The organism is Saccharospirillaceae bacterium, assembly GCA_022448365.1.
Taxonomy (GTDB): domain Bacteria; phylum Pseudomonadota; class Gammaproteobacteria; order Pseudomonadales; family Oceanobacteraceae; genus Bacterioplanoides.
This window is the reverse complement of record JAKVCS010000004.1, coordinates 239643-266556: the sequence shown is the minus strand read 5'-3', so window position 1 is coordinate 266556 and position 26914 is coordinate 239643. Positions and strand designations below refer to the sequence as shown.

25 protein-coding genes are annotated in these 26914 nt (G+C 49.9%); 9 read left to right on the top strand and 16 right to left on the bottom strand.

Annotated elements, in window-relative coordinates; translation table 11 throughout:
• Window positions 1-2: 2 nt before the first annotated feature.
• The 7 genes from murJ to rplU all read right to left on the bottom strand — a co-directional run bounded on the left by murJ (window position 3) and on the right by rplU (window position 6309).
• Entirely contained in the window at window positions 3-1577 is a 1575-nt protein-coding gene (gene murJ / locus MK185_12390) for a murein biosynthesis integral membrane protein MurJ (GenBank protein MCH2041424.1), read from the bottom strand.
• Window positions 1578-1803: 226 nt separating this feature from the next.
• Window positions 1804-2070 carry a 30S ribosomal protein S20 gene (rpsT, locus tag MK185_12385; protein MCH2041423.1) on the bottom strand — a complete coding sequence of 89 codons (267 nt, stop codon included), beginning with the start codon at window positions 2068-2070 and terminating at the stop codon, window positions 1804-1806.
• A 174-nt stretch (window positions 2071-2244) separates the two neighbouring features.
• On the bottom strand, window positions 2245-3084 hold the full coding sequence (gene kdsA / locus MK185_12380; protein ID MCH2041422.1) for a 3-deoxy-8-phosphooctulonate synthase: 840 nt from the start codon (window positions 3082-3084) through the stop codon (window positions 2245-2247).
• 25 nt (window positions 3085-3109) lie between these two features.
• The gene (gene proB / locus MK185_12375; GenBank protein MCH2041421.1) at window positions 3110-4258 is read right to left on the bottom strand and encodes a glutamate 5-kinase; all 1149 of its coding nucleotides are present in this window, start codon (window positions 4256-4258) and stop codon (window positions 3110-3112) included.
• A gap of 42 nt (window positions 4259-4300) precedes the next feature.
• Window positions 4301-5503 (bottom strand): GTPase ObgE, encoded by a 1203-nt coding sequence (obgE, locus tag MK185_12370; GenBank protein MCH2041420.1) that lies wholly within the window; start codon window positions 5501-5503, stop codon window positions 4301-4303.
• A 140-nt stretch (window positions 5504-5643) separates the two neighbouring features.
• A complete protein-coding gene (gene rpmA / locus MK185_12365) occupies window positions 5644-5904 on the bottom strand; it encodes a 50S ribosomal protein L27 (protein MCH2041419.1) in 261 nt (86 codons plus the stop codon).
• A gap of 93 nt (window positions 5905-5997) precedes the next feature.
• A complete protein-coding gene (rplU, locus tag MK185_12360) occupies window positions 5998-6309 on the bottom strand; it encodes a 50S ribosomal protein L21 (GenBank protein ID MCH2041418.1) in 312 nt (103 codons plus the stop codon).
• A 276-nt stretch (window positions 6310-6585) separates the two neighbouring features.
• Here rplU and MK185_12355 point away from each other — a divergent pair, with 276 nt between their 5' ends.
• Window positions 6586-7554: a polyprenyl synthetase family protein gene (locus MK185_12355; GenBank protein ID MCH2041417.1), complete on the top strand. Its 969-nt coding sequence runs from the start codon at window positions 6586-6588 to the stop codon at window positions 7552-7554.
• A gap of 70 nt (window positions 7555-7624) precedes the next feature.
• On the top strand, window positions 7625-9478 hold the full coding sequence (gene dsbD, locus MK185_12350) for a protein-disulfide reductase DsbD (protein ID MCH2041416.1): 1854 nt from the start codon (window positions 7625-7627) through the stop codon (window positions 9476-9478).
• Between the two features lie 147 nt (window positions 9479-9625).
• On the opposite strand, the gene MK185_12345 is transcribed toward dsbD, so the two are convergent.
• A complete protein-coding gene (locus tag MK185_12345) occupies window positions 9626-11782 on the bottom strand; it encodes a TonB-dependent receptor plug domain-containing protein (GenBank protein MCH2041415.1) in 2157 nt (718 codons plus the stop codon).
• 410 nt (window positions 11783-12192) lie between these two features.
• Between MK185_12345 and MK185_12340 the strand changes: the two genes are divergently transcribed.
• Together MK185_12340 and lipA are read left to right on the top strand one after the other, a co-directional pair.
• Entirely contained in the window at window positions 12193-13527 is a 1335-nt protein-coding gene (locus tag MK185_12340) for a hypothetical protein (GenBank protein MCH2041414.1), read from the top strand.
• A gap of 246 nt (window positions 13528-13773) precedes the next feature.
• Complete coding sequence (gene lipA, locus MK185_12335; GenBank protein ID MCH2041413.1) at window positions 13774-14850, top strand: lipoyl synthase; 1077 nt, start codon at window positions 13774-13776, stop codon at window positions 14848-14850.
• An 80-nt stretch (window positions 14851-14930) separates the two neighbouring features.
• Here lipA and lipB read toward each other — a convergent pair whose 3' ends face one another.
• The 3 genes from lipB to MK185_12320 all read right to left on the bottom strand — a co-directional run bounded on the left by lipB (window position 14931) and on the right by MK185_12320 (window position 17213).
• Window positions 14931-15575, bottom strand: coding sequence for a lipoyl(octanoyl) transferase LipB (lipB, locus tag MK185_12330; protein ID MCH2041412.1), 645 nt, complete (start codon window positions 15573-15575; stop codon window positions 14931-14933).
• Window positions 15575-15874: a DUF493 family protein gene (locus MK185_12325; protein MCH2041411.1), complete on the bottom strand. Its 300-nt coding sequence runs from the start codon at window positions 15872-15874 to the stop codon at window positions 15575-15577. The genes lipB and MK185_12325 overlap by 1 nt, the downstream gene beginning before the upstream one ends.
• Window positions 15875-16064: 190 nt before the next feature.
• Window positions 16065-17213: a D-alanyl-D-alanine carboxypeptidase gene (locus MK185_12320; protein MCH2041410.1), complete on the bottom strand. Its 1149-nt coding sequence runs from the start codon at window positions 17211-17213 to the stop codon at window positions 16065-16067.
• A gap of 121 nt (window positions 17214-17334) precedes the next feature.
• Here MK185_12320 and MK185_12315 point away from each other — a divergent pair, with 121 nt between their 5' ends.
• Together MK185_12315 and MK185_12310 are read left to right on the top strand one after the other, a co-directional pair.
• Complete coding sequence (locus MK185_12315; GenBank protein MCH2041409.1) at window positions 17335-18906, top strand: alkaline phosphatase; 1572 nt, start codon at window positions 17335-17337, stop codon at window positions 18904-18906.
• A 1-nt stretch (window position 18907) separates the two neighbouring features.
• Entirely contained in the window at window positions 18908-20425 is a 1518-nt protein-coding gene (locus MK185_12310) for an alkaline phosphatase (GenBank protein ID MCH2041408.1), read from the top strand.
• 69 nt (window positions 20426-20494) lie between these two features.
• On the opposite strand, the gene MK185_12305 is transcribed toward MK185_12310, so the two are convergent.
• Window positions 20495-21580: a hypothetical protein gene (locus MK185_12305; GenBank protein MCH2041407.1), complete on the bottom strand. Its 1086-nt coding sequence runs from the start codon at window positions 21578-21580 to the stop codon at window positions 20495-20497.
• 132 nt (window positions 21581-21712) lie between these two features.
• On the opposite strand from MK185_12305, the gene MK185_12300 reads away from it, so the two are divergent.
• A complete protein-coding gene (locus tag MK185_12300) occupies window positions 21713-21991 on the top strand; it encodes a hypothetical protein (GenBank protein MCH2041406.1) in 279 nt (92 codons plus the stop codon).
• Window positions 21992-22015: 24 nt separating this feature from the next.
• Here MK185_12300 and MK185_12295 read toward each other — a convergent pair whose 3' ends face one another.
• Complete coding sequence (locus MK185_12295; GenBank protein MCH2041405.1) at window positions 22016-22465, bottom strand: SEC-C domain-containing protein; 450 nt, start codon at window positions 22463-22465, stop codon at window positions 22016-22018.
• Window positions 22466-22474: 9 nt separating this feature from the next.
• A complete protein-coding gene (locus MK185_12290; protein ID MCH2041404.1) occupies window positions 22475-23518 on the bottom strand; it encodes a DUF3549 family protein in 1044 nt (347 codons plus the stop codon).
• Between the two features lie 109 nt (window positions 23519-23627).
• Between MK185_12290 and MK185_12285 the strand changes: the two genes are divergently transcribed.
• Window positions 23628-23870 (top strand): hypothetical protein, encoded by a 243-nt coding sequence (locus MK185_12285; protein MCH2041403.1) that lies wholly within the window; start codon window positions 23628-23630, stop codon window positions 23868-23870.
• A gap of 121 nt (window positions 23871-23991) precedes the next feature.
• Window positions 23992-24861 carry a class I SAM-dependent methyltransferase gene (locus tag MK185_12280; protein ID MCH2041402.1) on the top strand — a complete coding sequence of 290 codons (870 nt, stop codon included), beginning with the start codon at window positions 23992-23994 and terminating at the stop codon, window positions 24859-24861.
• Between the two features lie 25 nt (window positions 24862-24886).
• Here MK185_12280 and MK185_12275 read toward each other — a convergent pair whose 3' ends face one another.
• Together MK185_12275 and MK185_12270 are read right to left on the bottom strand one after the other, a co-directional pair.
• Entirely contained in the window at window positions 24887-25876 is a 990-nt protein-coding gene (locus MK185_12275) for a GGDEF domain-containing protein (protein MCH2041401.1), read from the bottom strand.
• Window positions 25866-26798 (bottom strand): diguanylate cyclase, encoded by a 933-nt coding sequence (locus tag MK185_12270; protein ID MCH2041400.1) that lies wholly within the window; start codon window positions 26796-26798, stop codon window positions 25866-25868. Before MK185_12270 ends, MK185_12275 begins: the two co-directional genes overlap by 11 nt.
• Window positions 26799-26914 lie beyond the last annotated feature (116 nt).

Here is a 26914-nt window from a genome sequence, read left to right as displayed (position 1 = left end):
TGTTAGAAAAGCTGGCCTTTCAGATGGCGACGACGAAGGCCTGCAGCAATCAAAATAGTGAAATAAACAAACACACCAGCAGTCACAATCAACGCCATCCAGCCACTGCGCTCCAGCGTACTCCACGCCAGCCATTGCTGTGGATTACCCATCAGCCAGAACATCACAGCAAACAGCGCGACGTTTGCAACCACAGCTTTAAGCACAAACGATAACCAGCCTGGCTGAGAGGTATAAACGCCCTGCTTACGCAAACCGCGATACAACATATAAGCGTTAAAATAAGCCGATAGCGAAGTGGCCAGCGCCAAGCCAACGTGCTGCAGAGGAAATACCAGAGCCAGGTTCAGCACCATATTAACCACCATCGCCTGAATACCGATTTTCACTGGTGTCTTAGTATCCTGACGGGCGTAATAACCAGGAGCCAGAACCTTAATCATCATAAATGCCAGCAGGCCCGAGCCATATGCCTGCAAGCTCATGGTCATCTTACCAACATCGTAAGCGGTAATCTCACCATGATAGAAGATGGTTGCCATCAATGGTGTTGCCAACGTTACCAGTGCCAGTGCAGCGGGCAAAGCTAACAGAAAGACCATCCGAATCGCCCAGTCCAGAGTTGCAGCAAACTCCCGACCTTTTTCGGCGGCATGTTTTTGAGAGAGCGCAGGGAGAATCACCACGCCAATAGCGATGGCAAAGATGCCCAGCGGCAAGTTGTTTAAGCGATCTGAATAATACAACCAACTGACACTGCCACTCTCGAGAAAAGACGCCAGCAAAGTATCCAGCAGCAGGTTTATCTGACTCACCGAAACCCCAAACAACGCTGGAATCATCAGCTTACCAATACGGCGAACCCCTTCATCCTTTGGTTGATATTGCGGCCTGACCAACAAACCAAGTTGAGCAATAAACGGCAGCTGGAATAGCAACTGCACTGCACCAGCCATAAACACGCCCCATGCCAGGGCAAACAGTGGCTCAACAAACCAGTCGGTCATTACCACAACCGAGAAAATCAAACACAGGTTCAGCAATACGGGTGTAACGGCAGGTACGGCAAAACGACCATAAGCATTCAGCACACTGCTGGCGAACGCAGTCAACGAAATGAAGGCCAGATACGGAAAAGTAATCCGCAGCAAATCAGCAGTCAGAGCGAACTTTTCAGGATCATCGCGGAAACCCGGTGCAAACACCCAGGGCAAATAATCCGCGCCGATCAAAGCCAGCATTGTTATACCGAGCAAAGCCAACCCCAGCACCCCCGAAACCCGGGCAATCAGCAGTTTCACCTCAACCAATCCGCGCTGGGTTTTGTATTCACTGAGAACCGGCACAAAGGCCACAGAAAAGGCACCTTCGGCAAACAGGCGACGGAAAAAGTTAGGAATCTTAAAGGCAACGAAGAAGGCGTCTGCGCGAGCACCGAAGTACTGAGCAACCATAACATCACGCACTAAACCCAGCACACGACTGAGCAGTGTCATCACACTGACGATGGAAGAGGATCTCAGCAGGCTGCAACTGCTTTTCTCTTCAGTTCCTTGATTGGGCGCTTCTTTTTCCATTCTGTGTTCGCTGTATTTAATTTTTCAGATCGACTATCGGATCGGCTGATGCTGATTGCGGTTGTTTTCAAAGCAGCAGACAGACTCTGCGATAGAATCGAGGGCCAGAAATGGCCCACGGGTCCGGCAACTGAAAAATAACCGCAATCCAGCGCTGCATCCACGAATTTCGAACAGGCATAAAAAAACCCGCAACTGCGGGTTTTTTCGTCGTACTGATCAGCGATTAGCCTTTCAGTGCGAAAACTCGAGCGTTCAGACGGCTCTTGGTACGTGCAGCAGTGTTCTTGTGCATGATACCTTTGTTAACCATCTTGTCGATGTACGGCTGAGAGCTAACGAAAGCAGCTTGTGCCTGCTCGTAGTCGCCAGAAGCAACAGCAGCGTTAACTTTCTTGATGTAAGTGCGAACCATAGAACGCAGTGCAACAGTGCGCGCGCGACGTTTGATAGCCTGACGGGCGCGTTTACGAGAACCAGCGGAATTTGCCACAGTCGGCTCCTCAAAATTGGTTGTTCAAGTCAAAGGGCTATCAAGGTGCCCCATATAAGAGGGCCGGAATTATCCTGATATCACCCCCGGGTGTCAACTCTTAGTGAACAACTAACAGTCAACTAAGAGTTCAGGCATCTCTGCATAATCCAGAAATACCTTAATCACGATCCATCAAGCGATAATCACTGGCTCAAAAGACTTCACCAGTTCATCAACCGCCTTCATCTGGGCCAGGTACGGCTCCAGTTTATCCAGTGGCAGAGCACAAGGACCATCACACTTAGCTTCAGCCGGATTTGGGTGCGCTTCCAAGAACAAACCTGCGATACCCAGCGCCATACCAGAGCGAGCCAGTTCAAATGCCTGAGCGCGACGACCATCAGCAGAATCGGCACGACCACCCGGGCGCTGCAGTGCATGAGTCGCATCAAAGATGACCGGCGCCTGCTTTTTCATGTCGTCCATGCCCAGCATATCAACCACAAGATTGTTATAGCCAAAGCTGGAACCACGCTCACACAGCATCACTTTTTCATTGCCCGCTTCCGCGAACTTTTTAATGATATGACGCATTTCGTGGGGCGCCAGAAACTGAGGCTTCTTAACGTTAATAGCAGCACCGGTTTCTGCCATCGCAACCACCAGGTCGGTCTGACGTGCAAGGAACGCGGGTAATTGAATCACATCAACCACCTCAGCTACCGGAGCAGCCTGAAATGGCTCATGAACATCGGTAATAATTGGTACATTAAAGGTCGATTTAATCTCCTCAAAGATCTTCAGACCTTCTTCCATACCAGGGCCACGATACGAATTGATCGAGGAACGGTTCGCCTTATCAAAGGACGCCTTAAATACATAAGGAATACTCAGCTTCTCGGTCACTTCGACGTAGTGTTCGCAGATAGCCATGGCGAGATCACGGCTTTCAAGTACATTCATACCGCCAAACAGCACGAATGGCTTATCGTTGTTTACTTCAATACCAGCAACGTTTACTTGCTCGATCATCCTATTCTCCCGAGAAATAATATTCTTAAATAACAACCAGATTATCGCGGTGAATCATTTCTGGCTCTGTCACAAACCCCAGCGCATCTTCTAGTTTTGAGCTTGGCGTTCTTAAAATCTTTAATGCTTCTGAGCGGCTGTAATTGACCAGCCCTTTCGCGACCAACCTTCCCTGCTCGTCTTTACAGGCAACAACCTGCCCTCGCTCAAAGCGTCCGTTCGCAGCAGTCACCCCAATCGGTAACAGACTGCGTCCACCATCGCGCAACGCCTTGATTGCACCCGCATCGAGCACCAGCTCACCATGGGTTTGCAAATGGCCAGCAATCCACTGTTTACGAGCCGCAACGGGTTCTTTATCAGCCAGAAGCAGGGTCCCCAACAACTCACCATCATATAACCGCGAAATCACATTATCGATGCGTCCACCAACAATCACCGTGTCAGCGCCAGAACGCGCCGCCAATGTTGCCGCACGTACCTTTGTGACCATGCCGCCACGACCCAAAGTGCCACCACCACCAGCCATCGCCGCAAAGCGTTCATCAGAAGCCTGGCCCTGATAAATAATTTCAGCGTCAGGATTGGAACGTGGATCCGCCGTAAATAAGCCATCCTGATCGGTCAGAATAACCAACACATCCGCTTCAACCAGATTGGCGACCAAAGCACCTAAGGTGTCGTTATCACCGAAACAAATTTCGTCGGTCACAACCGTGTCGTTCTCGTTTACGATTGGCACTACACCAAGCTCAAGCAGCGTTTTCAGTGTACTGCGAGCATTCAGGTAACGGGTGCGATCACTAAGATCATCGTGGGTAAGAAGAACTTGTGCAGTGGATTTTTCGTAACGGGCAAAAGAGGATTCATACGCCTGAACCAGACCCATTTGACCCACTGCTGCAGCCGCTTGCAGCTGGTGAACATTATCCGGGCGGGATTTCCAACCCAGGCGTGTCATGCCTTCGGCGACCGAACCAGAAGAGACAAGAACCACCTCATGACCCAACGCCAGCAAACGGGCAATCTGATCCACCCAGCTGGCCATACCGTCACGGTTAAGACCCTGACCATCGTTGGTTAACAAGGCACTACCAATTTTGATTACCCAGCGCTTCTGCCGGGCTAACTTCTTCCGGTGATTGGTAAGTTGTTCGATCAGTTCGTTGCTCATCTGTTTCGGGCTTATTTCATGAATCGAGGCTAATGAGCCAGCTTATTCGGTGGTGTAAACCACTTCAACATCGTAATCGTCATCATCATCGTCGTCCGCACTAGCGACCTTACGAGCAATACGCTCCAGACGACGGCGCTCTTCCAGCATTTCAACGTGCTCGCGCGCCTCCTGCTCAACCATCTCACGCTCTGCCAGCAATTGCTCGGCAAACTCCTCGTCATCCTGAGCTCGCTGACGGCGCTCTTCCATGTAATCCATAATGGCGCAGCTCAGCTTAAAGGTGCCTTCACGCTGCAGTGCAGAGATTTCGAATACTGGCCCATGCCAATCCAGCTTCTCCAGCACGGCATCAACACGGGCCTGACGCTCATCCGCGTCAACCATGTCCAGCTTATTCAGCACCAACCAGCGATCACGGTGGGCCAATCCCGGTGAGAACTGCTCCAACTCCTGACTGATCGCCATCACGCGCTCAGCCGGATCAGACTCGTCAAACGGCGCCATATCGACGATATGAAGCAACAACTGAGTACGAACCAAATGCTTCAGGAAGCGAGTACCCAGGCCGGCCCCCTCAGACGCGCCCTCAATCAGACCGGGAATATCAGCGACTACAAAGGAGCGGTGATCTTCAATTTTCACCACCCCCAGATTTGGAACCAGAGTGGTAAACGGGTAATCCGCCACTTTTGGTTTAGCTGCAGATACCGCACGAATAAAGGTCGACTTACCGGCATTTGGCAAACCCAGCAGGCCGACATCAGCCAAAACTTTCAGCTCTAACTTGAGGTTACGGGATTCCCCCGGCTGACCCGGTTTAGTCTGACGCGGCGCCTGGTTGGTCGATGACTTATAACGGGTATTACCCAAGCCGTGGTAACCACCACGCGCAACCATCAGGCGTTCACCATCTTCGGTTAAGTCACCCAGGGTCTCACCAGTATCGACATCAATCGCTGTGGTACCTACCGGCACCTTAAGAATCAGATCTTCACCTTTAGCACCGGTACAGTTACGACTGGTACCGTTACCACCATTCGGCGCACGATATCGGCGGGTATAACGGTAATCAATGAGGGTGTTCACCGCGTCATCGGCTTCAAGAATGATGGAGCCACCATCACCACCATCACCGCCATCCGGGCCGCCTTTCGGGATGTATTTTTCCCGGCGAAAACTCATACAGCCATTACCGCCTTTGCCTGCCTCGACAACAATCGGTGCTTCATCGACGAATTTCATATCGGCAACCCTTTTCTATCGCACGTCTGCAGAAGTGATGCGCCTGCAAACCAATAACTTTAATGTGAAGATAAAAACAAAAATGCCCCGACACCAGATTCTGTTGCCAGGGCAATTTTCTGTTTGCGTTGAGCGCTTAATTAAGCAGCTGGAATAACGCTAACAGTTTTACGGTTGTTAGGACCTTTCACTTCGAACTTAACTGCACCTTCAGCAGTTGCGAACAACGTGTGGTCACGACCGATACGAACGTTCTCACCAGCGTGGAATTTAGTGCCACGCTGACGAACCAAGATGTTACCTGCTTTAGCAGCCTGACCACCGAACAGTTTTACGCCTAAGCGTTTACTTTCGGAATCGCGACCGTTACGGGTACTACCACCAGCCTTTTTGTGAGCCATAATATCTCTCCTTCAATGAAGCCGCTGCAACTCTGCGGAAGTGGTCGATGTGGCACACCGACACCGGGCTTCGGAAATAAATTTTAAAAAATATTAGCCAGCAATGCTGGTGATTTTCAGTTCAGTGAACCACTGACGGTGGCCCATCTGCTTCATGTGGTGCTTACGACGCTTGAACTTCATGATCTTCACTTTTTTGTGACGACCGTGAGCAACTACTTCCGCAGTTACTTTTGCGCCTTCAACAACTGGCTGACCGATTTTTACGTCGTCGCCGTTGCCGATCAGTAATACTTTTTCCAGCTCTACAGCTGAACCCGTTTCAACTTCCAGTTTCTCTACTTTCAGAGTCTGGCCTTCTTCAACACGGTATTGCTTACCGCCAGTTACCACTACTGCGTACATTGTACGATCTCCGCTTATTTGCGCTATTTAAAAACCCGGCTTAAACACCGCTTCTTACTTAGACTGCCTGTCAGTCATTTTCTACATCTATTGGCAACACTCCGGTTTCCATATCAGCAGAGAGCAGAATTTCGGGGCGCGAGACTATACCCCAGCCTAGAACTGAAAGCAAGGCAACGGGCATGGTAATTCTTGACAGTTTCGCACATGCTCCCTAGCATTTGCGGCTGATTTACCTTTCCCTAATTCAATCAGAGCGCGCGTCGACTTTTCATCATGCAGATCCAAGACATTCTTGCCGTCATCAAAGACGAATTCCAGGCCGTAGATTCCCTGATCCATGAGCAGCTGGAGTCGCGCGTCCCGCTGGTAGAAAAGATCGCAGATTACATCGTTTCCAGCGGCGGCAAACGCATTCGTCCATTACTGGTACTGATGACGGGTAAGGCATTTAGCCGCTGCGATGCCGATATCGTCAAGCTGGCCACTGTCATTGAATTTCTTCACACCGCAACCCTGCTGCACGACGATGTGGTGGATACCTCAGATATGCGCCGCGGTAATCCAACCGCCAATGCAAAATGGGGCAATGCGCCGAGCGTTCTGGTCGGCGACTTTTTATACAGTCGGTCATTTCAGATGCTGGTTGACCTCAAATCACTGGAAGTAATGGATATTTTATCCCACGCCACCAGCGTGATTGCTGAGGGCGAGGTATTGCAGCTGACCAACGTCAAAAACCCGAATGCAACCGAACAGCAATATATGGACGTGATTCATGGCAAAACCGCTATGTTATTCGAGGCGTCGACCTATGGTGCCGCTCGCCTGATGGAACTGGATCAGGGTGTATCCGATGCCCTGAAGATTTATGGCCGAGAACTGGGCCTGGCGTTCCAGCTGGTTGATGACGTACTGGATTACGAAGGCGATGCAGAAGCCTTAGGTAAAAACGTTGGCGACGACCTGGCTGAAGGCAAGCCAACACTGCCCTTGATTCACGCCATGGCCAATGCGCCAGAAGATGATGCAAAACTGATTCGCCAGGCGATCCGCAAAGGTGGCCTGGATAACATGGACGACGTATTACGCATCGTTCGTGATAACGGCTCCCTGGACTACACGCGCCAGAAAGCCGATGACTGTGCCGCCAGAGCACAGCAAGCACTGGAACTTTTACCGGATTCAGATGCCAAAGAAGCGCTCAAAGCGCTCGCCCTGTTAGCCGTGAAACGCAACACCTGATGAGCTACATCGCTGGCAAATATCTGCTGGCGCGAGTATACGACCATGAGGAAGTTTTATTTTGATCTCTGTGATTAGAGGCTGGCTCTGCTCACCTGCAGTAAGCCATAACCCACGATCTGGTTTCGGCCCACTATTATTATCACTGCTGCTGACTCTGAGCTGGCAGTCTGCACAAGCCAGCCTGCTGGATGAAGTGGTTGGTAATGCCGAACCCAAATTCCTGCCGGTAGACCAGGCTTTCCCTTTAACTGTTGAAGAAGATGGCAACCGTCTGAATGTTCGCTTTGACACCGCCGACGGCTACTATCTGTACAAAAGCCGTCTGTATTTGAAGCAAGGAAAAGAAAAGTTATATCCGGATGTTTATTCTCAACAAGGCAAAGAAAAACAGGACGATGCTTTTGGCTTAGTCACTGCATTTTATGACGATTTAAGTGTCAGTTTTGATTTAGCCGAATTGCAGCCTGGCCCTTACAGACTGAGCCATCAGGGCTGTGCGGATGCGGGTTTATGTTATCCACCACAACGACTGAAACTGGACTATCAACCAGTTTCAGTCAACTCGCAGCCAACCGCAGACAATGCCGCCACAACTCCGCCAGCGTCAACCGAAAGCACGACTGCGGCAGCAACCAGCGAAGATGATTGGTTTGCCAACCGCTCATGGGGTGCTGTTGTTGGCCTGTTCTTCCTGTTGGGGTTAGGCCTGACCTTCACGCCTTGCGTACTGCCTATGGTGCCGATTCTGACCTCTGTGGTTCTTGGCCAGAACAACACCTCCCCGACAAAAGGTTTTGCCCTGTCGACCATCTACGTTCTTGGCATGGCATTGACCTATGCCGCGGCGGGCTTGACGGTAGGCTTGCTGGGCGCAGGGGCCAATATTCAGGCCTGGATGCAAACACCGTGGGTACTGATTGTTTTCTCGGTTTTATTTGTCGCCCTGGCGTTGGCAATGTTTGGTCTATATGAACTGCAACTGCCATCCGGTTTACGTAACCGCCTGAACGATCTGAACCAGAAACAACAAGGTGGCCAGTGGTTCAGCGTATTTATTATGGGGGTCCTGTCGGCTCTGGTGGTCTCTCCTTGCGTATCAGCACCCTTAGCCGGCGCTCTGGTTTACCTGAGTACGACCGGCGATGCCTGGCTTGGTGGTAGTGCACTGCTGGCGCTCGGGTTGGGGATGGGCGCACCGTTAATTGTGCTGGGCACCACAGGTGCATCGATTTTGCCAAAAGCCGGTGGCTGGATGGATCAGATCAAAGCATTCTTCGGCATCCTGCTACTAGGTGTTGCCATTTGGTTGTTATCACGCTTCCTGCCAGCTCAGGTGTCACTGCTGATGTGGGCGTTACTGGCATTAGTATATGGCGTGGTTCTCGGCGCATTTGAACCTGCAACCTCGGGAAAACAGCGCATCGTCAAAGGTATCGCCTGGGTATTTTTCCTGTATGGAGCGATTGCTTTTGTTGGCGTTTTGCAAGGCCAATCCGATCCGTTAAAACCGCTGGCGGTATCACCGACGATAACAGCCTCTGTCAAAACAGCCGAGAAACAAGTCAGCCCGTTTTTCAAAACTGAGTCTGTCGCCAAAGTACAGGAGATGATCAACACGAGTCAGCGCCCGATCATGCTGGATTTGTACGCTGACTGGTGCATCAGCTGCAAAGTAATGGATGCGGAAATATTTTCTCACGCTGACGTACAAAAGCAATTCAGCCATATGACCTGGATAAAACTGGACGTTACCGACAACAGCGCAGAACACGTTGCTTTTATGCAGGACCATGCGGTATTCGGCCCACCTTCCTTGCTGTTTTTTGAAAATGGTAACGAAATTGCTGAAGCCCGCATTATCGGTGAAATAAAAAAAGACCCGTTCATCAGTCGAGTGGCCAGCCACTTCCCAAAATCGTAGCCTCAGAATGACGAGATACAAAACCTACCATGCCGCTGCATGGCAGGTTTTGTATGTATTTTTGCCTGATACATAACGCTGTATATAGCTTTTCAATAAGCCGCTTAACTACAACGGACGTAGCAGGCTCAGGCGTTAAACGAACACTTAGAATTCTAAAACCGCCTTCATGGAAAATGCTCGTCCGGGGCGCTGAACACCGTAATAATCAAACAGCTTTTGATCGGTTACGTTCAGAACTTCTGCCGTAACACTGGCAATGTAGGGGAAAAAATCCACACTGTAAGTCACCCCAAGCGAATGACTATTCTGTTCAGCAACAAATGGCTTACCCAGACTGGCATCTCCCTGGTTATCCCAGATCAGTTCAAACCGATCGACGTAACGATAATTCCAGTTCAGATGAAACTCATCATACCCGTAAAAGACACCATGCCATTTCAAACCCAGTTTTGCGTTGAGAAAAGTAAGGGGCGTATTCGGAATTCTTTGATTCTTGAATTTCTCGAATCTGCCCTGTGTCGATGTATTAGTAAGATCATAATTGGTGAGATTAACGCTTACATTAATAAAATCCTCTGGCGATGACCATGCCGCTGACAGATCATACCCTTCAGATTCTACGCGAGCGATATTCTGATACACCGCAGAATCATTCGATCTCAGTAAAACAATAGCATCTTCAAGTTGTCGAAGGAAAAAGTTTACTTCGCCATTCCATGACCCGTAATCTGTAATAAGGTCAGTGATTTTTAAGGAAAAATTGTAATTATTGGAATATTCCTCATTCAATTCAAGGTTGGGTAAAATACCGTCTGCATCACCAAATACTTCGCGAAAATTAGGTAGCCTGACAGCTTGCTCATACGAAGCTTTTGCCATAAACCAGTTATAAAATGCATATCGAAAACCATTCCCCCAGCCAATTCGTTCAGCATCACTTTTCAACTTTTTACGAATACGAAGCGCTGTATCTCGTTGGCTGTTCTTGCGTTCCTGATGATAACGCTTAATAAACAAATCATTCTGAAATCTATCATCAAGTAAATCGACAGTATAACCCGCGCCTAAAACCAGGCTAAACATACTTTGATCAGCATCAGTAGAATCCAGTGTTACATCATCAAAGTAGTAATTTCTTGCTGTTTGTTCATTCCAGGTAGGAGCAACAGACAGCTCAACTGAATGCTGGCGAAGCACATCCCATTGCAAATGCATGATTGAGAATTGCGTATTTCTCCTGTAAGTGCAGTCGCAAGGCCCCTCAATTTCACCAACTCTTGCTCCGGGGGTGATAACCTGATTACCGTTCCAAAGATAGGAATACTCTGCGAGATCAATAAATTCAGATTTTGTTTCTGATGTACCAGCAACCAGCTTAATCGATACTTCATCTTTTAATTGCTGCAAATAGCGCACGTTCACCCCATAGGTTTGCCGTTCAATTGTGGGCTCCCCATAAACCGTACTCATATTGATATTGTGCTGAATTTCAGAATAGTATTCGCTGGAATACAGACTCATCTGAAGCAAATCTGCCCAGCGCTGACCCGTATACCCTGCAACCAGATTTATCCCCTTACCCTCATAAACATTATGAAAACGTTTTGCTTTGTACGGTAGCCTTTCCCCAAATATGTTCGGAACCGTGACATCAACCTCATAATTATTATCGCTATAGTCGTAAAAACCGTTTAAGCGACTGAAAAAACCGCTGTTGTCATCAACATATTTCAGGTTTGCCGTTGATTGGTTTGTGCCAAAATCACCCGCCTTATGAGAAATTGAGCCGCCGGTTCCATCACGACCTTTGGCCGTTATCAAATTAACCGCCCCGCCTAATGCATCGGCGCCAAATTCAATGGGAACAACACCGTGGTAGATCACCGCGCGTTGAATCAAATTAACCGGGATGCTACTGATACCAAACTTATAGCCTGACATTTCCAACGGGATACCATCGATGAAAAAGCGAATTTGTTCGTCACCTAGCCCGTTAAGAGAAAACCTTTCTCGTGCCCCGAGCGCACCCATTCTGCGGATACTGATACCCGGCTCTCGCGACAACACCTCGCTCAGATCTGCAGTCAGCTTCTGATCAAACTCCAGATTAATCACATCCACCGCTGCAGCGGAGTGTTCAAGAGTAACCTCCTCTGACTCTTCTGCGACAAACACAATATCATCCAATTCTGCCGCCTCTTCATTATTGCCCGATTCATTCGCTGCCCATGCGAGCGAATGCATGAAGAAGAAGACTGACGTAGCCGTCAGATGCCTGAAAAAGACAAACAGTTTGGTCATGTGACATATCGTCAGAGGTTTGCAACGCGAGAGCATAACGTCATTATCCAGAGCGGTAAGGCCGGTTAAATAAATAAGAGATATCAACAACCTAAGCCTGAAACCGTCAATAAAATAAAGAATCTCAAGCTTGGCTGGTAATGAGAATGAGTAATCTTACGTTCTGGTAAAGGCCATCTGCAAGTAAAAAGCAACGCTTCCTGACATCTCTCTCACGAGTGTAAAAAACGTAAAAGCAGTGGACTTTACTTGCCGTCCCTTTTGGTAATAGTTATCATTTGCGCCGTTTTTTTCAATTGAGATTGAATCTCAATTGCCCTTGCAGGATGTTAGTTTACTCAAACGTTCCCCAAGCTGGGCGCTAGGCGCGTCAGTTGGTTATGGGGAATCTTTATTTTTGGAATGGATCAATGAAATTAAAAACTCTTATCTTATGTATGACAGCAGGCCTGTCCTTGGTGGGATGTGGCTCGGATGATAACGACAAAACCACGAACCAATCCCCCAGCCCCGTCAATAAGCCTCTTTATTTGGTAAAAAGTACGGCCTGGGTTACTGATGCGGGTGTGTCTTTGCACTTCATCACAAACACACTGGATTCCGATACTGTGTTTGATCCAACGAAAGCTCTGGCTATCCAGGAATATACCGGTATCGCTATTCCAGATGGCGCCAATCCGGACAGTGCGTTCTATGCCGGTATGAAAACCTCAGGCGTATTACGACGTTACACAGTGAGCGATGACGGTACTCCGACGCTGGATAAAGAGCTGGACTTCTCTGGTGTAACTTCAAACATCGGCCGTAATCTGCTGCGCGCGACTAAGTTTATGTCGCCTACCAAAGCTTACGCTCTGGATCACATTGGTCTGCAGGTAATTGCATTCAACCCAACGACCATGAAGCTGATTGATCTTGACCCAGCAACCACAGATAAACTCGATACCATTTCGTTGGCGCATCTGAAAGAAGATCAAGAAGGCACTCAATGGACGGTATTCCCAACCACCGACGGTGATCATTTTGTTGGCACCATGGGTTTTTATCCTAAGGGCGGCGCAGATACCGGCCTGACCAAATTAGTTATCGTTGATAGTAATACCGATCAGCTGTACACAGACTCTGTTAATAACTGTGGTGCGGTATCAGGTGCAGCAAAAGATGCCGAAGGTAATATGTATTTCGCGTCATACACCGCTGCCGCTGCGGCATACAAACTGGGGGTACCATATGCCTATGTGCCATGTGTCATTCGCGTCAAAAAAGGTACAACTGAATTTGATGATTCATACAACCTGAACATGCAAAACCTGACCAATAACGGTCGGATGGCCATGGGTGCTGTAACGGGTAAGGGCAATATTGCTTACAACCTGATTATGAGCGATGCAGGCCAACCGATAGTTCAAGACGAAGAGTCTGCAAAACAAGCCATTGGTCTGCCGATTTGGGAATACCACAGCTTTGATCTGACCGACAGCAGTGCAGTTGCCACAAAAGTTCCAGGCATTGAATCATCGCCGAAAAAACCGAGTGTAGATGGTCTACCAAACATCGAAGGTGGAACCATCGGCCGCATCACGTCCGGCTCCTTCGAGCATGATAAGCTTGGTGAGATAGTTTGGATCTCTCACACTGATAATGAAAAAGCGACCTCGGTATACAACGCTACCGACCCTGAAGCCTGGTCTCTGATCACTAATAGTGTTCCTGGTCAGCTGGAGTACGTTGGCCGCCTGAAGTAATTTTCAGCTCTTAATAATATGCGGCTCTTTGCCGCATATTATTTTTACTCTGCTCGACGCTGCAGATTACCTCCCTCTCCTCTGATTCCATAAATCGACACCTCTGCCTTTGACGTATCAAAGTGAGCAGTTGATAGTACTGCACGATCAGCACCTCTATTCCTGACTCTCTAACACGTACTCCTGTGTTACACTTTTGTTTTGCAGTTCGTAATTCCGGGCCGATCGCCCTGCCAGAGGAATCACATGAGTCACGAGTCTCAATCAAACCCTTTCGAAGTCGAAGCCAGAACACCAACCGCACGCAGTGGTGAAAAATTCCGCAGCGAACATGGTATTGCCGCGATTAAGGATGGTATTAAAGCGACTTCCGGGCACGCAGAAAATGCGCCGATTCAGCGTAAACCGAAATGGTTACGTGCGCAGATCCCCGGTGGCCAACGTTTTGAGGCAGTCAAAGCCAATGTCCGTAGCCATAAGCTGAGTACTGTTTGCGAAGAGTCTCATTGCCCTAATATGGGAGAGTGCTGGTCAAATGGCACCGCAACCATCATGGTAATGGGGTCAGTTTGCACCCGTGCCTGCCGTTTCTGCGCCGTCGATACGGGCAATCCGAAGGGCTGGTTGGATAAAGACGAACCTGCCAACACCGCAGAATCGGTAGAGCTGATGGGCTTACGCTACATCGTATTAACCTCGGTTGACCGCGATGACCTCAGCGATGGCGGTGCAGCACATTACGCCGCCTGCATAAGCTCCATCAAAGCGCGCACTCCCGATGTCAAAGTAGAAGCTTTGACCCCTGACTTTAACGGCATAGAACAACACGTTGCACAGGTGGTCGATGCCGGTCTTGATGTGTTCGCTCAAAATGTTGAAACCGTTGAACGCCTGACACACGTTGTCCGGGACCCACGCGCAGGCTATAAGCAGACTTTAGATGTACTTGCATTTGCTAAACGTCACAATCCGGACGTACTGGTAAAAACCAGTTTGATGGTTGGTATTGGTGAAACCGACGAAGAAATTTATCAAACCATGGACGAGCTGCGCGCCATTGGCGTAGATATCCTGACACTTGGCCAGTACCTGCGACCAACCAAAAACCATTTACCGATTGATCGCTATGTAACACCTGAACAGTTTAATCACTTCCGCGATGTTGGCCTGGAGAAAGGCTTTATGGAGGTGGCTTCCGGCCCCATGGTGCGATCCAGCTATCGGGCCGATCAGGTATTTGAAAAAAACAACCTGGGTATCGAGCTACCGGTAATTCCAGGTGATAACGCCACAAACAATTTGATTCCGCTGAAGTCGGTTTAACAGTCAGCAGTTAAGCACTTATAGAAAAGCCAGTCGTATAGACAGCAACACTGGCTTTCGCAGCTCACAGACATCCATGATCAGATGGTTTCATCCGTAATCTCTGCTTTTTGATAATCCAGCAATGCAACCAACTGGTGCTGCAATTCAGCCGCAACATCATCATACGTTACAGGCTGAGCTGTCTCGTCCACCACCTGAGTCATTTGCATGCCCGCGTACCCGCACGGGTTAATGCGCTGGAATGGCTCCAGGTCCATATCGATGTTCAATGCCAGACCGTGGAACGAGCGACCTTGTTTTATGCGCAATCCAAGGGAGGCAATTTTACGCTCAGCAGTGTACACCCCAGGCGCATCGGATTTTGGCGCCGATACGATCTCCCATTTTTTCAGCGTTGCGACAATGGCATCTTCGATTGCTGAGACTAACTGACGTGGACCAAAACCTTTGCGTTCGATATCTACCATCAGATACACCACCAGCTGACCGGGCCCATGATAGGTTACCTGACCACCTCGATCACTCTGTACAACGGGAATGTCACCGGGCATTAATACATGTTCCGCCTTCCCTGCCTGTCCCTGAGTGAAAACCTGATCGTGCTGCAGAAACCACAACTCGTCTTCAGTTTGCTCGTCGCGCGCTGTGGTAAACGCCGTCATACGCTGATAAACGGTTTCGTAGTCCTGAAGGCCAAGTTTTCGAACCCGCACTGACGTCATCAGATCACCATATGTACATAGTCATGGGCACTGAGATCGGAATGAATCTGCTGTAGCTGATCAATACCAGTGGCCGTGATATAAACCGTTATCGCGCGAAAGCGGCCATTTTTGCTGTCGCGTGCCGTCAATCGGGCGAAGTCACAATCCGGGGCATGTACCGCAATAATGTCAAAGATTACCCGGTCATAATCCTCTTTCCCCTTACCCACAACCTTAATCGGATAATTAGCACAGGGGAATTCAATCTTTGGAGCTTCTGGCTGACTCACTGTTCGCCTCTCTTGGTCATCACTCATATTCTGAACTCAGACCTATATGGTTGTAACCTGAAACAATTTCAAGCGCTATTGGCCGTTAGTCACAAACGTTAAAATGCAGGATAGCATTTTTATACTTTGGAGCTGACTAACAGCCGAAATTCATCGGTTCCCGAAACAAAAAATGGCTGCGCAATGGCAGCCATTCAGAAACCCGCTAAACGCCATGTCAGGCAAATAACTTGGCAAAGAACAGTTTTATTTTACCGATCAGGCGGCCAAAGAAACCTGCATCCTCGACGTCTTCCAGTGCCACCAGCGGTAGCTCTGCCTGGACTTTATCTGCCATGCGCACGGTTACCGTGCCCATCACCTGACCTTGCTTGATTGGAGCTTCCAAAAATTCATCGGATAAGATGTCAATTTGCAGTTCACCTTTAGCGCCGCGAGGCAACGTCAGGTACAACTCGTCGGCGACACCCAAACGAATCTGATCGTTTGCTCCAAGCCATACCTGCTTGGTTTGCAGACCTTGCCCTGCGTCATACAACTTATGCGTTTCAAAATAACGAAAACCATAAGCCAGTAACTTTTGCGTCTCACGGGCCCGCGCCTCTTCACTGCGGGTTCCCATAACAACGGCTATAAAACGCGTACCGTCTTTGACTGCGGAAGCCGCCAAACAAAAACCCGCCTCATCAGTGTGGCCGGTTTTTAACCCATCAACACTCGGATCACGCCACAGCAGCTTGTTACGGTTAGGTTGGCGAATATTGTTGTATTCAAAGTACTTTTCGGCATACAGCTGATAATATTCCGGATGATCTTTTATGATGCGTAATGCCAGTCGTGCCATATCACCCGCAGAGGAATAATGACCTTTTGCCGGCCAGCCAGTGGCGTTTTTAAACTGAGTATTGGTCATTCCGAAACGCTCGGCGTACTGATTCATCCATTCAGCATAGGCATCTTCTGAGCCGGAGAAATATTCCGCCACAGCAACCGACGCGTCATTACCCGATTGCACGATGATGCCGCGCAACAGATCAATCAACGGTACCTGAGTGCCTTCACGGACAAACATGCGGGAGCCTTTCTTGCGCCAGGCTTTGACGCTAATGGGAATCTGCGTTTGTTCTTCAACATTCCCCATTGCCAGTTCATGTACAGCAACATAACTGGTCATCATTTTGGTCAGGCTGGCCGGTGGTATTTGCTTATCCGCATTTTTTTCCACCAGAATTTTGCCGCTATCGGCATCCATCAGGACGTAGGCAGTAGCATCAAGCTGGGGCACCGATGGCACAATAACAGCAGCACTGACAGAGAAAGAAAGAGACACCGCTAAAACACTGAACAAACGATTAAACAAACGCATAAAAATCTAACAATAAAAATCGACAAAAAAAGTGTGTGCAGTGTAACACGCTGATTACGTTTTGCAGTCACCCTGATGTCGGATATAGACTGCCCTCCGTGATGTTTACAGGACTTTGCATATGCGCCGCCATTATCTCTCTTCCCTGCTGCTGCTCGGGACTTTTTTGACACCATTGAGTAATGCTTCAGGAGCGTTATCCAGTACACCGGATTTTCATCAGGGCCAGCAATGGCTAACGCTGCGACTGGAACAACGCCAGCAGCAGGCAAAACTGCCGTCAAAAGCCAGCAATCTGATTTTCTTCCTCGGCGATGGTATGAGCGTTACCACACTAACGGCAGCACGTATTTTTGAAGGTCAACGCCTGGGCAGAAGCGGTGAAGAAAACAATCTGAGTTTTGAGTCATTTCCCTACAGCGCATTAATCAAAACCTACAACACCAATCAGCAAACGCCCGATTCGGCCGGAACGATGAGCGCCATCACCACAGGCGTAAAAACCCGTGCCGGTATCATCGCGCTGGGGCCAGAGCAAGACCGTACTATCTGTGCAGGATGGCAAAACCACAAACAACAGACATTGTTGCAATGGGCGCAGCAGAATCGCTTCGCCACCGGCATTGTTACCACAGCGCGCCTTACTCACGCCACGCCCGCCGCAGCTTATGCACATTCACCCGAACGTGGCTGGGAGGCCGACAGTGACCTGACCTCTGAAGCCAAACAATTTGGGTGCAGAGATATCGCATGGCAGTTGATTCATCAGGCCTACCCCGCAGGATTAGATCTGGCATTGGGGGGTGGTAAACGTAATTTTGTGACCTCGGATGAACACACAGCGGGCGAGCGGGATAAAGGCAATCTGATTCGTGACTGGCTGACTCAGTTTCCTGCTGGTCGATATATTGAAACTCAACAACAGCTAACGATGTTGGATACAAACGATTCCTCTCCGGTTTTGGGATTATTTGCCAACAGTCACCTGGCTTATCATCAAGATGCTCCTGACAGCCAACCGCGTTTGCAACAAATGACGGAGGTTGCAGTGTCTTACCTGCAACACAAAGTTAAAGCGGAACGTCTGCGTGGCTATATCCTGATCGTGGAAGGTGCCCGAATTGATCATGGCCACCATTTGGGTAACGCTCATCGGGCGCTGGACGAAACGGTTGAGTTCTCTGATGCGATTGCCGCAGCCGAACAGCAAGCCAATAGCGAGACACTACTGGTCGTCACAGCGGATCACAGCCATACGCTATCAATGTCTGGCTACCCGGCGCGCGGTAATCCGATATTGGGCTTCAGCCATAATAACGGATTAACATTGGCGGCGGATAATCAACCCTACACCACACTGGGCTATGCCAACGGTGCTGGCGGCAGTAGCTCGGCCAATCATGCTCATCGCCAGGCGGGCCGTATCTATTGGCATAACGAACCGCATAAGGCGACCAACCCAATGGACCCGGATTTTTATCAAGCCGCATTAGGGAAAAAATCATACGAGACTCACGGTAGTGATGATGTCGCATTGCACGCTCAAGGGCCCGGGGCGCAGCTGTTTCACGGTTTGCTGGAACAACACAGCATTTACCACCTCATTCGCCGAGCTTTGGGCTTCCCAACGTCAAATCCGTCATCCCTGAGTCCGCAAACATTGACCCCGTCACACAGTGCAGAGGAGCAATAACATGATACTGAAAGCCACTGCCCCAGCCATCGCTGTCATATCGGCATCGCTGTTGTTAGCAGGCTGTGAACCTGCACTGCCGGTAAAAGATACCACCAGCTCTGCACAATGGTTTGCCTCCGGACAACAGGCGGCCGCCACCGCAGCGCCGCAATCCAATACCAGTCGAGCCAACAATATCATCCTGGTGGTCGGAGATGGTATGGGTATCGCAAACCAAACTGCAGCCCGAATTTACAGTGGTCAGCAATTGGGGCTACTGGGAGAAGAGTTCAGTTTAAGTTTTGAAACGTTGCCCTATTCCGCCTTGATTAAAACTTACAATACCAACCAGCAAACCCCGGATTCCGCAGGCACCATGACAGCCCTGGTTACCGGATACAAAACCAAGGCGGGTATTCTGTCGATATCGGATAACGCACAACGCGGCCAATGTGCTTCAGGTCAGCAACATCAGCTAGCAACCTTGTTTGATCTGGCGGAACAGCAGGGAAAAGCCACTGGTATCGTCACGACTGCACGAGTAACACATGCAACACCGGCCGCACTTTACGCGCACAGCGTTGAACGCAATTGGGAAAGCGACGACAAACTCAGTGCTTCGGCTAAGGCCGATAACTGCCGCGATATCGCCCAGCAGCTGATTGACCAGAGCAACGACACTCAGGCGTTAGAGGTGGTGTTTGGCGGTGGCAAACGTCACTTCCTGCCAGAAGACCAGGGCGGCAAACGCCAGGACCAACAGAATTTACTCACGCGCTGGCAACAACAAAGCCCTGATCAGCACGTCATCACGACCCGACAGCAACTGCAGCAAGCTGATCTGACGTCGGGTCATTGGCTGGGCCTGTTTTCCAGCTCACACCTGCCTTATATCGATCAACGCGCAGCAGATACCCCAGACCTGCTGGATATAACCAAAGCAGCCTTGCAGCGACTGAAACACAATAACGGTAAAGGCTACGCCTTGATGATTGAAGCCGGACGAATTGATCATGGCCATCACGCTGGAAGTGGCTATAAAGCGTTGAATGAAACCCAGGAATTACATCAAACAGTACAGTGGTTACTGAACAATATCGATCTGAGCGACACGTTACTGGTTGTCACAGCCGATCACAGCCACACACTCACGCTGGCAGGTTACGCCACACGCGGCAATCCCATGCTGGGCGTGGTGAAAGGTAACGATGACCTGGGACGGCCTGAGGCATCAGCAAAAAAACTGGACGATGGTGGTTATTACACCTCGATTAACTATCGAAATGGTCCCGGCGCCGTAGACTGGCAACATGGGGACCGCCCCTCGGTTGATCCGGAACGCGCTCAGCAAGCCGATTATTTGCAGCAGGCGCTGGTACCGTTAGAAAGTGAAACTCACGGCGGCGAAGACGTCGCCTTGTATGCAGCTGGTCCCTGGGCGCATCTGTTTGGCGGTACGATGGAGCAACACTGGGTTTACCACGTCATGCACTATGCTCTTACGACTGCAAACGATGCTTCGGAAAAACGGAATTAAGCAGAGGCATAAAAAAACCGGCTGACGCCGGTTTTTTTATGCCTCTTTTATTGACCTGAGAGCGTCAACTCAGCGCTCAACCTGGCGAACCAGCGACACCCCTCTGGATGGGTGAAGGGTAATAAAGGGCTCATCACCGGTAGCCGGTTGGTGGCTGTGGCGCAGACGGAAGGAACTATCAAGGCGACGCAGGCCCAGTGTTAGACGCACCGTCAGCCAACGATAATCAGCCTTATCTGAAGTGTGTAATACCACTGATGCGTCGTTCTCAAGAATGGCTTTACACACCGGCTCCAGGTTTTCGGCGATCGAGCGATCGCGATTAGCAACCATCTCAGCGTCAACCGGGTAGCTGGCCAATGGTGCCGTATTTTCTTTAGCCGACTGCCACAGCGCACGAGCCCCCTGCACTTCAGACGCAGTTGCGGTCTTAACAACCGGCACAGGCGCTGCCTTGGCCACGACCTTCTTGCCAGCTTTTTGTGCTTTTGCCGCTGCCGCACGTTTTGCAGCTGCCTCTTTTTCCGCTTTAGCCGCGGCAAGACGACGCTGACGCTCCTGCTCTTGTTTACGCTTAAGCTCTGCCTGTAAGCGTTTCTTCTCGGCCAGAGCTTCGCGCTTGGCCTGCTCCAGCTTGCGCTTACGCTCGGCTTCCAGACGAGCTTTTTCTTTTGCCGCAGCTGCAGCCACTTTCTTCTGACGGGCTAACTCAGCTTTGCTTGGACCTTTGGGTTTTGACTGAGTCGCGGTCTTAGCCGCTTGTTTGGCGCCGCCTTTGGCCGCTGTTTTTGCCCCCTGTCCTGCCGCGTCAACCTTCGCCTGCATTTCTTCCAGACCCGGAGTCAGGGATGCAACATACCAAACTTTATCGAGATAGCCCTGAGCCTTATCAATCTGCCCCTTAGCAATGGCTGCATCGGCAAGCGCCACGTATGCCTCTCCCCACTGATAAGTCAGTGGCACAACACGGAAATCAAACGGGGCTTGCTCGCGAAATGCGGTAATTCGCTCCAGCGCGTTGTTACCAGCCGGACTGGAAAGGCGCTGATTCTGAATATCAGATTTAATCGAAGTTAACAGGGAGTCCAGGTCTTCAGTAGCAGCATGGCTTTGGAAGGCCAGTAACAAGGCTGGTACAATAAACGCTCGTTTCATAGCTCGTAACATAATAGGCGGCATCAGTTATTATCATTTTTCAGGCGTAGTCTAGTCGCTAAGCTGAAAACATTAGCCCCTTTATGTCAAGTTAGATCGTACTTTTACTATTAAAATTTCGGAGAAATCGCCATGTTGCTGCGTTATGGGTCGCTGCTTTTTGCCTTACCTGGCCTGTTATTGGTGATGTTGTATGGTTTGGAGCTATCGGCAGTAACGGAGTGCACTCAACAAGGAGGTTACTATAACTTCGACAATGGCGAGTGTACCGATATTGAAGCGCCCTTATCGACGTATTACGCGCGCAACACCTTATTCGTTAATCTGATGCTGCTGGCATCGACACTTGGCGCCCTGGCAATGACCTGGGGAATGTTGTTGAAGGGCATGACCCGCTCTCAGCAGGATTAACCCATCCGTTACTGAAACCCGTTTTCAGCCACAGCACTTTTTGAACTTCTGACCGCTACCACAGGGACAAGGGTCATTGCGTCCGGGCTTAAACGTCTCAAAGCTGGCATTACCATCCAGGTAATACCAGCGACCGTTTTCGCGAATAAAGCGTGATGTTTCGCTCAGGCGCAGCCATTCCTGCTTTTCGCGGAACGTTGCGATAAAAGTGACCTCACCGTCATCGCCACGCTCTGAACTATCGACAATTTCCAGCCTTAGCCAGTGTGTATCCGGCTCCAGCGATAGATTTTGTGGTCGGGTTTGGCTGTGCCAAGTGGCAGACAGATAATCGGCATCTTCAATCGCAAAGGCGCTGTAACGCGAACGCATCAACGCCTCTGGATTCCGTGCCGCTTCCCCGTGGTGAACGTTGTAACAACATTCACCGTAGGATCGGCCGGAGCAACATGGACAACTGGACGATAGCTCCATGATTAACGCCTACTGCACCGAACCGCCACCAGGGCCTGAACCGGTATTGGCAGACACCAGATTCATCAGCTTGCCGATTGCACGGGATAAAGCGTCGCTGCGCTCAGGGCTGCGGAATACCGTGAGAATGCGTTCTCGCATCCCTGCCAAGGTCATCAGATCAGCGACCAGAGCCATGAAGGCATTGTCTCCCTGCTCATTAACGGCCAGACATTCCAGATATGCCTTTAGCAGCTCACCTTCCAAATCATGCCAGCAGCGACTGCCAATCGCGGCCAGAACTTCGACCGATTGACTCACCGGGTGCGCCAGAATCGCCTGCAACAGTAGCTGGCGCTGCTGTTCATTCACACTGTTTGACAATGCTCGGGCAAACGCTGCCAGATCCGCTGCTTGCGGACCAGCCGCAACAACGGTCGACAAGCAATCGTTAATGGCGACCGTCAACTCGTGGCCAGGCTGACTGTTTTCCAGATACCCCAGCAGCACATTGCGCGGCACCGCTGGCATCTGGCCAATCGCTTGAGCCAGCAGTCTCTCGTTATTGTCTTCAGCGATGCGGGCAACCACTTCGGCCAATCCCTGTAATCCTAGTTGCTGCCAGTTGTCCCAGCCCAGATCGCCGCTTAAATAAGCACGCGCTGTTGCGTAGTACTGCGTAGCAGGCTGAGCCAGTGTGATCAGCGACACCGCGTGAAAGTAGGCCATGCGATTCTGGTCAGGTTTAAAGCTACAAGGCGCTTCACCATGCTCTTTATCCGGATCCGCAACCACACGTAACCAATGCTGCAGGAAAGCATCGCGAGGCCCTGGCTGGAGGATATTCTGTTCATCCAATGGTAATTTCAAAAACCAGATATTGTGTTGCCCGGCCTTTTTCGGATTCCAGCTCAATACCGCAATCCAGGCGTGTTTCAGATACGGTGTTGGATAAGCTTTGCCAAGCTGCTCAAAATCAGCAAAGTCTTTTTTTGAGATCTTAGTGATGCGTCGGCCAAGATCAAAAATACGCATCTGCGCACCGCTTTCTTCAACCAGCTGGCTTATAGTCACGAGCGTTACCTTAATTGTGTGAATCCGAAAACGCAGCATTTTAACAGAGTCAGACGCGGCTAGCTTTGTTAAACTCTTGGGTTATTCCGATAAATGATGGACAAAAACAATGGTACTGGTATTTGCGATTATTGCGGGCATGGTAATTGGCGGTGGCTTGGTGGGCTTTCAGCTCAGTCGCCGCTGGAAAAATGAGGTAGAAACCGCCAAGCAGGACATGCAACAGGTGCTCGAACAGCACCAGCGCGAAGTGGAACACACCAAAGAACTGCAACAAACCGTAGCCGATCTGGAGTATCAGTTAGGCAGTGCGCAAAAGGATCTGAATTATTACCGGAACCAGAATCAGTAACCCGGCTCTTAAAAACAACCGGGGTAACGTCAGATCGCCACAACTGAAGGCGTGGCTCTGAACCCGCTTTCCGGTTATGCTCACTGCCACTAACAACAATGATAATTCTCCCGGGTTTTTCATGACGTCCGCGATTGATTCCAGCAGTGCAGCCAGCACAGATACCTCACGCATCAGTATTTCAGCGCATTACACCGGCTACGTCTGGTACAAACATGGCTTATCGGCGCCGGGCTTTGCCACCGGAATGGGGCGGATTGCCAATGCCGCACTAACCCCTGTCAATGCGTTTCTGCGCCTGGTTGCAGGTGCCGATATCGATATATTTCTGCTGCAACGCCACTCCGTCATTGATCATCAGGTGGAAACACTGATCCAGGAACAAGGAGTCGAGCAGATATTGGAGCTGGCCTCTGGATTATCACCACGCGGCTACCGTCTGAAACAGAAATACCCTCAGCTGAACTACATTGAAGGCGATTTACCGGGTATGGCAGAACGGAAAAAAACGTTACTGAACAACATTGGCAGCCAGCCAAACCATCGGGTATTGCCGTGCAATATTCTGGAAAAAAGTGGCGAGCAATCGATTAAAGCCTTGCTATCACAACTCGATCCAAACAAAAAAACTGTCATCGTCACCGAAGGCCTGGTCAACTATTTTGATCTGGCAACCATTAAGACGGTCTGGTCTCAAATGGCTGAAGGTCTGAAGCAATTTCCGAAAGGTTATTATGTGACCGATTTGTACCCGGATTTTGTTCACCACCCATCGTATAAATACGTTCAGTTGGCGCAAAAACTGGTGGGCTTTTTCACCCGCGGGCAGTGGCCACTGCATTACCGCAGCGACGATGCCATCAAAGCCGGTTTTCAACAGGATGGTTTTCAGCAAGTGACGGTTCATGATCCGGCCGAGTTCTACGGCAAACTGAATCTGCCGGAAGTGAAAACCCAGACATTGGTTCGCATCATCTGCACCAGCATCTGACATGAAACTGCGATGAACGACGGCATCAGCCGTCGGCAAAGGCGGCCAATTGCAGACTGGCGAGTTTCTGTTTCTTCAGTTTCATTTCCAGACGTTTTTCCACATCTTTGCTGTCTTCTCCCGGTAGCCAGGTAACCGCTGCGGTTTCTAATGTCATCTCCGCTACTGGCTTCCATACATGCTGCTGCAGATTACGTTTCACCCGCTCCATCAGTACGATCGCTCCGTCTTCAGGACAGTGAGGCAATACCAATACAAACTTATCCTCATCCAGTCGAAATACCTCGTCTGCAGCACGAATCTGATCCTGCGCACGGCGCACAAAGGCAGGCAGCAATTGCTGAACAGCACGATTACCGTGAATATCCATCAGCTGTTTGTAATCTTCAATCACCAAACCAATCAGAGAAACTGACTGGCGGGTACTTTCGCTGCGGGCAATTTCCCTCTCCAGCGTATGCGAAAAGTGGCGACTGTTATACGCACCACTTTCAGCATCGGTCAGTGCCAGTCGCTTCAATGACTCTGATTTCAGTAACGTCAGATAGGCAAAACACCAGGCAGAACCGAGCAACAGCAGATAGTTGGTCCCGGTGCGCAAACCATAAGCAGTGCCCGAATCAGACCAGACAATGGCAATCACAGCGATCGCCACCAGAAAATTGAAAAACGTTGCCTGCATGATCGGCAAACAAAAATAACTGAACAGTGGCACCGCGTATAAATAGTGAATCATCAGTTGCGGATAGTGGCGCAACTGGTAAAGCGCCAGCGTCACTAATAACAAAATCAGCGGGTAATTCACCCAGGTGAAAATTTCGCGATTGCGGTTAATAAAAACAAAAATGGCGCTGAATAAAAATGCTGGAATGGCAATCGCATTACTCAGAACCAAAGGGTAAAGCCCCTGGCGATACTGGTCATACATCAGAATGCTGACGGCAACCGCGGCCAGGGTATACACCACAATTTGTAACCGTGGTTGTAATTGTTCCTGTGAAAGATCATGCAACATGGAGCGCCTCCATGACCCGATCGGTAAGACTGTCACTGTCGTCATCGGGTCGATAACCCTCGGCGTGCATCGCCAGCTGCCGCAGTTCCGGATAGCGACTGCTTTGCATAGCCTCATGAATCTGTTGTTTCAAAGCATCAGCTTCTGCCAGTTCACTGTGAGGCATCAGTATGGCGAAGTCATCCGTATTTAACCGATAGCAGGCATCGTAATTACGCAGGCTCTTGCGTAATTTTTTGCCCAGATAACTGAGGCGCTGATCATAATCTTCAACTTTAAGCTGATGCCAGGCAGTCGGCGTCGCCACCGCCAATAACACCAGCTGACTGCGTTGACGGTCTGCGCGGGTCATCTCTTTATTCAGGTCCAGGCCCAGTTGATGCTGGTTATATACCTGAGTTAACGGGTCGGTATTTACGATTTCCGTCAGTCCCTGGTTATTGCGTTCATTAACCAGAGCGTACATCACAGAAAACGTATAGCAGGCCGCGTAAGTAAACAGCAGTTGCAGTCGCATGTAGCTGTCATAGTGATTCAGTACCAACAGCACCAGCGCAACGCTGTAGACCAGGGTGATATAGCTGGCAACCCGAAAAGGAAACAGAAAGTAGGTGTAGATCGGGACAAAATACACCCAGTGCACCACTTGCGCACTCTGATTCATCCCAAACAGAGTAAAAATGGATAACAAACCAACCAGCATCCATTCCGGATAAGGCGAGGAGCGTTTTTTACGACGCAACAGTAAGTATCCAGAGTACAACACCAGCATCAGGGAAAACCCGGCTGCCACAGCAGCGAACACTTTCTTACCTTCTGATAAATCGAGTACGGCAATCACACTCAGTCCGGCGGCCGCCAGCAGGCAGTAGATTACTTTTACCTGAATAACCACCAAACTGTGGAACTGTGCTTTTTCCATGTAGAAACAATCCAGTCATTGGGATGAGTGAAGGCTACGAACGGCTTTGCTGATGTTATCCGCCGCAACTTGCCTAAGTGTAGTACAAGGCGCAGTTGGTATATACTAGCGGCCTT

What these genes read in the sequence shown, in the direction of transcription:
- murJ (MCH2041424.1), bottom strand. Translation starts at nt 1,577, where the DNA reads ATGGAAAAAGAAGCGCCCAATCAAGGAACTGAAGAGAAAAGCAGTTGC.
- kdsA (MCH2041422.1), bottom strand. Translation starts at nt 3,084, where the DNA reads ATGATCGAGCAAGTAAACGTTGCTGGTATTGAAGTAAACAACGATAAG.
- proB (MCH2041421.1), bottom strand. Translation starts at nt 4,258, where the DNA reads ATGAGCAACGAACTGATCGAACAACTTACCAATCACCGGAAGAAGTTA.
- obgE (MCH2041420.1), bottom strand. Translation starts at nt 5,503, where the DNA reads ATGAAATTCGTCGATGAAGCACCGATTGTTGTCGAGGCAGGCAAAGGC.
- rpmA (MCH2041419.1), bottom strand. Translation starts at nt 5,904, where the DNA reads ATGGCTCACAAAAAGGCTGGTGGTAGTACCCGTAACGGTCGCGATTCC.
- rplU (MCH2041418.1), bottom strand. Translation starts at nt 6,309, where the DNA reads ATGTACGCAGTAGTGGTAACTGGCGGTAAGCAATACCGTGTTGAAGAA.
- MK185_12355 (MCH2041417.1), top strand. Translation starts at nt 6,586, where the DNA reads ATGCAGATCCAAGACATTCTTGCCGTCATCAAAGACGAATTCCAGGCC.
- MK185_12345 (MCH2041415.1), bottom strand. Translation starts at nt 11,782, where the DNA reads ATGACCAAACTGTTTGTCTTTTTCAGGCATCTGACGGCTACGTCAGTC.
- MK185_12340 (MCH2041414.1), top strand. Translation starts at nt 12,193, where the DNA reads ATGAAATTAAAAACTCTTATCTTATGTATGACAGCAGGCCTGTCCTTG.
- lipA (MCH2041413.1), top strand. Translation starts at nt 13,774, where the DNA reads ATGAGTCACGAGTCTCAATCAAACCCTTTCGAAGTCGAAGCCAGAACA.
- lipB (MCH2041412.1), bottom strand. Translation starts at nt 15,575, where the DNA reads ATGACGTCAGTGCGGGTTCGAAAACTTGGCCTTCAGGACTACGAAACC.
- MK185_12325 (MCH2041411.1), bottom strand. Translation starts at nt 15,874, where the DNA reads ATGAGTGATGACCAAGAGAGGCGAACAGTGAGTCAGCCAGAAGCTCCA.
- MK185_12320 (MCH2041410.1), bottom strand. Translation starts at nt 17,213, where the DNA reads ATGCGTTTGTTTAATCGTTTGTTCAGTGTTTTAGCGGTGTCTCTTTCT.
- MK185_12315 (MCH2041409.1), top strand. Translation starts at nt 17,335, where the DNA reads ATGCGCCGCCATTATCTCTCTTCCCTGCTGCTGCTCGGGACTTTTTTG.
- MK185_12310 (MCH2041408.1), top strand. Translation starts at nt 18,908, where the DNA reads ATGATACTGAAAGCCACTGCCCCAGCCATCGCTGTCATATCGGCATCG.
- MK185_12305 (MCH2041407.1), bottom strand. Translation starts at nt 21,580, where the DNA reads ATGAAACGAGCGTTTATTGTACCAGCCTTGTTACTGGCCTTCCAAAGC.
- MK185_12300 (MCH2041406.1), top strand. Translation starts at nt 21,713, where the DNA reads ATGTTGCTGCGTTATGGGTCGCTGCTTTTTGCCTTACCTGGCCTGTTA.
- MK185_12295 (MCH2041405.1), bottom strand. Translation starts at nt 22,465, where the DNA reads ATGGAGCTATCGTCCAGTTGTCCATGTTGCTCCGGCCGATCCTACGGT.
- MK185_12285 (MCH2041403.1), top strand. Translation starts at nt 23,628, where the DNA reads ATGGTACTGGTATTTGCGATTATTGCGGGCATGGTAATTGGCGGTGGC.
- MK185_12280 (MCH2041402.1), top strand. Translation starts at nt 23,992, where the DNA reads ATGACGTCCGCGATTGATTCCAGCAGTGCAGCCAGCACAGATACCTCA.
- MK185_12275 (MCH2041401.1), bottom strand. Translation starts at nt 25,876, where the DNA reads ATGTTGCATGATCTTTCACAGGAACAATTACAACCACGGTTACAAATT.
- MK185_12270 (MCH2041400.1), bottom strand. Translation starts at nt 26,798, where the DNA reads ATGGAAAAAGCACAGTTCCACAGTTTGGTGGTTATTCAGGTAAAAGTA.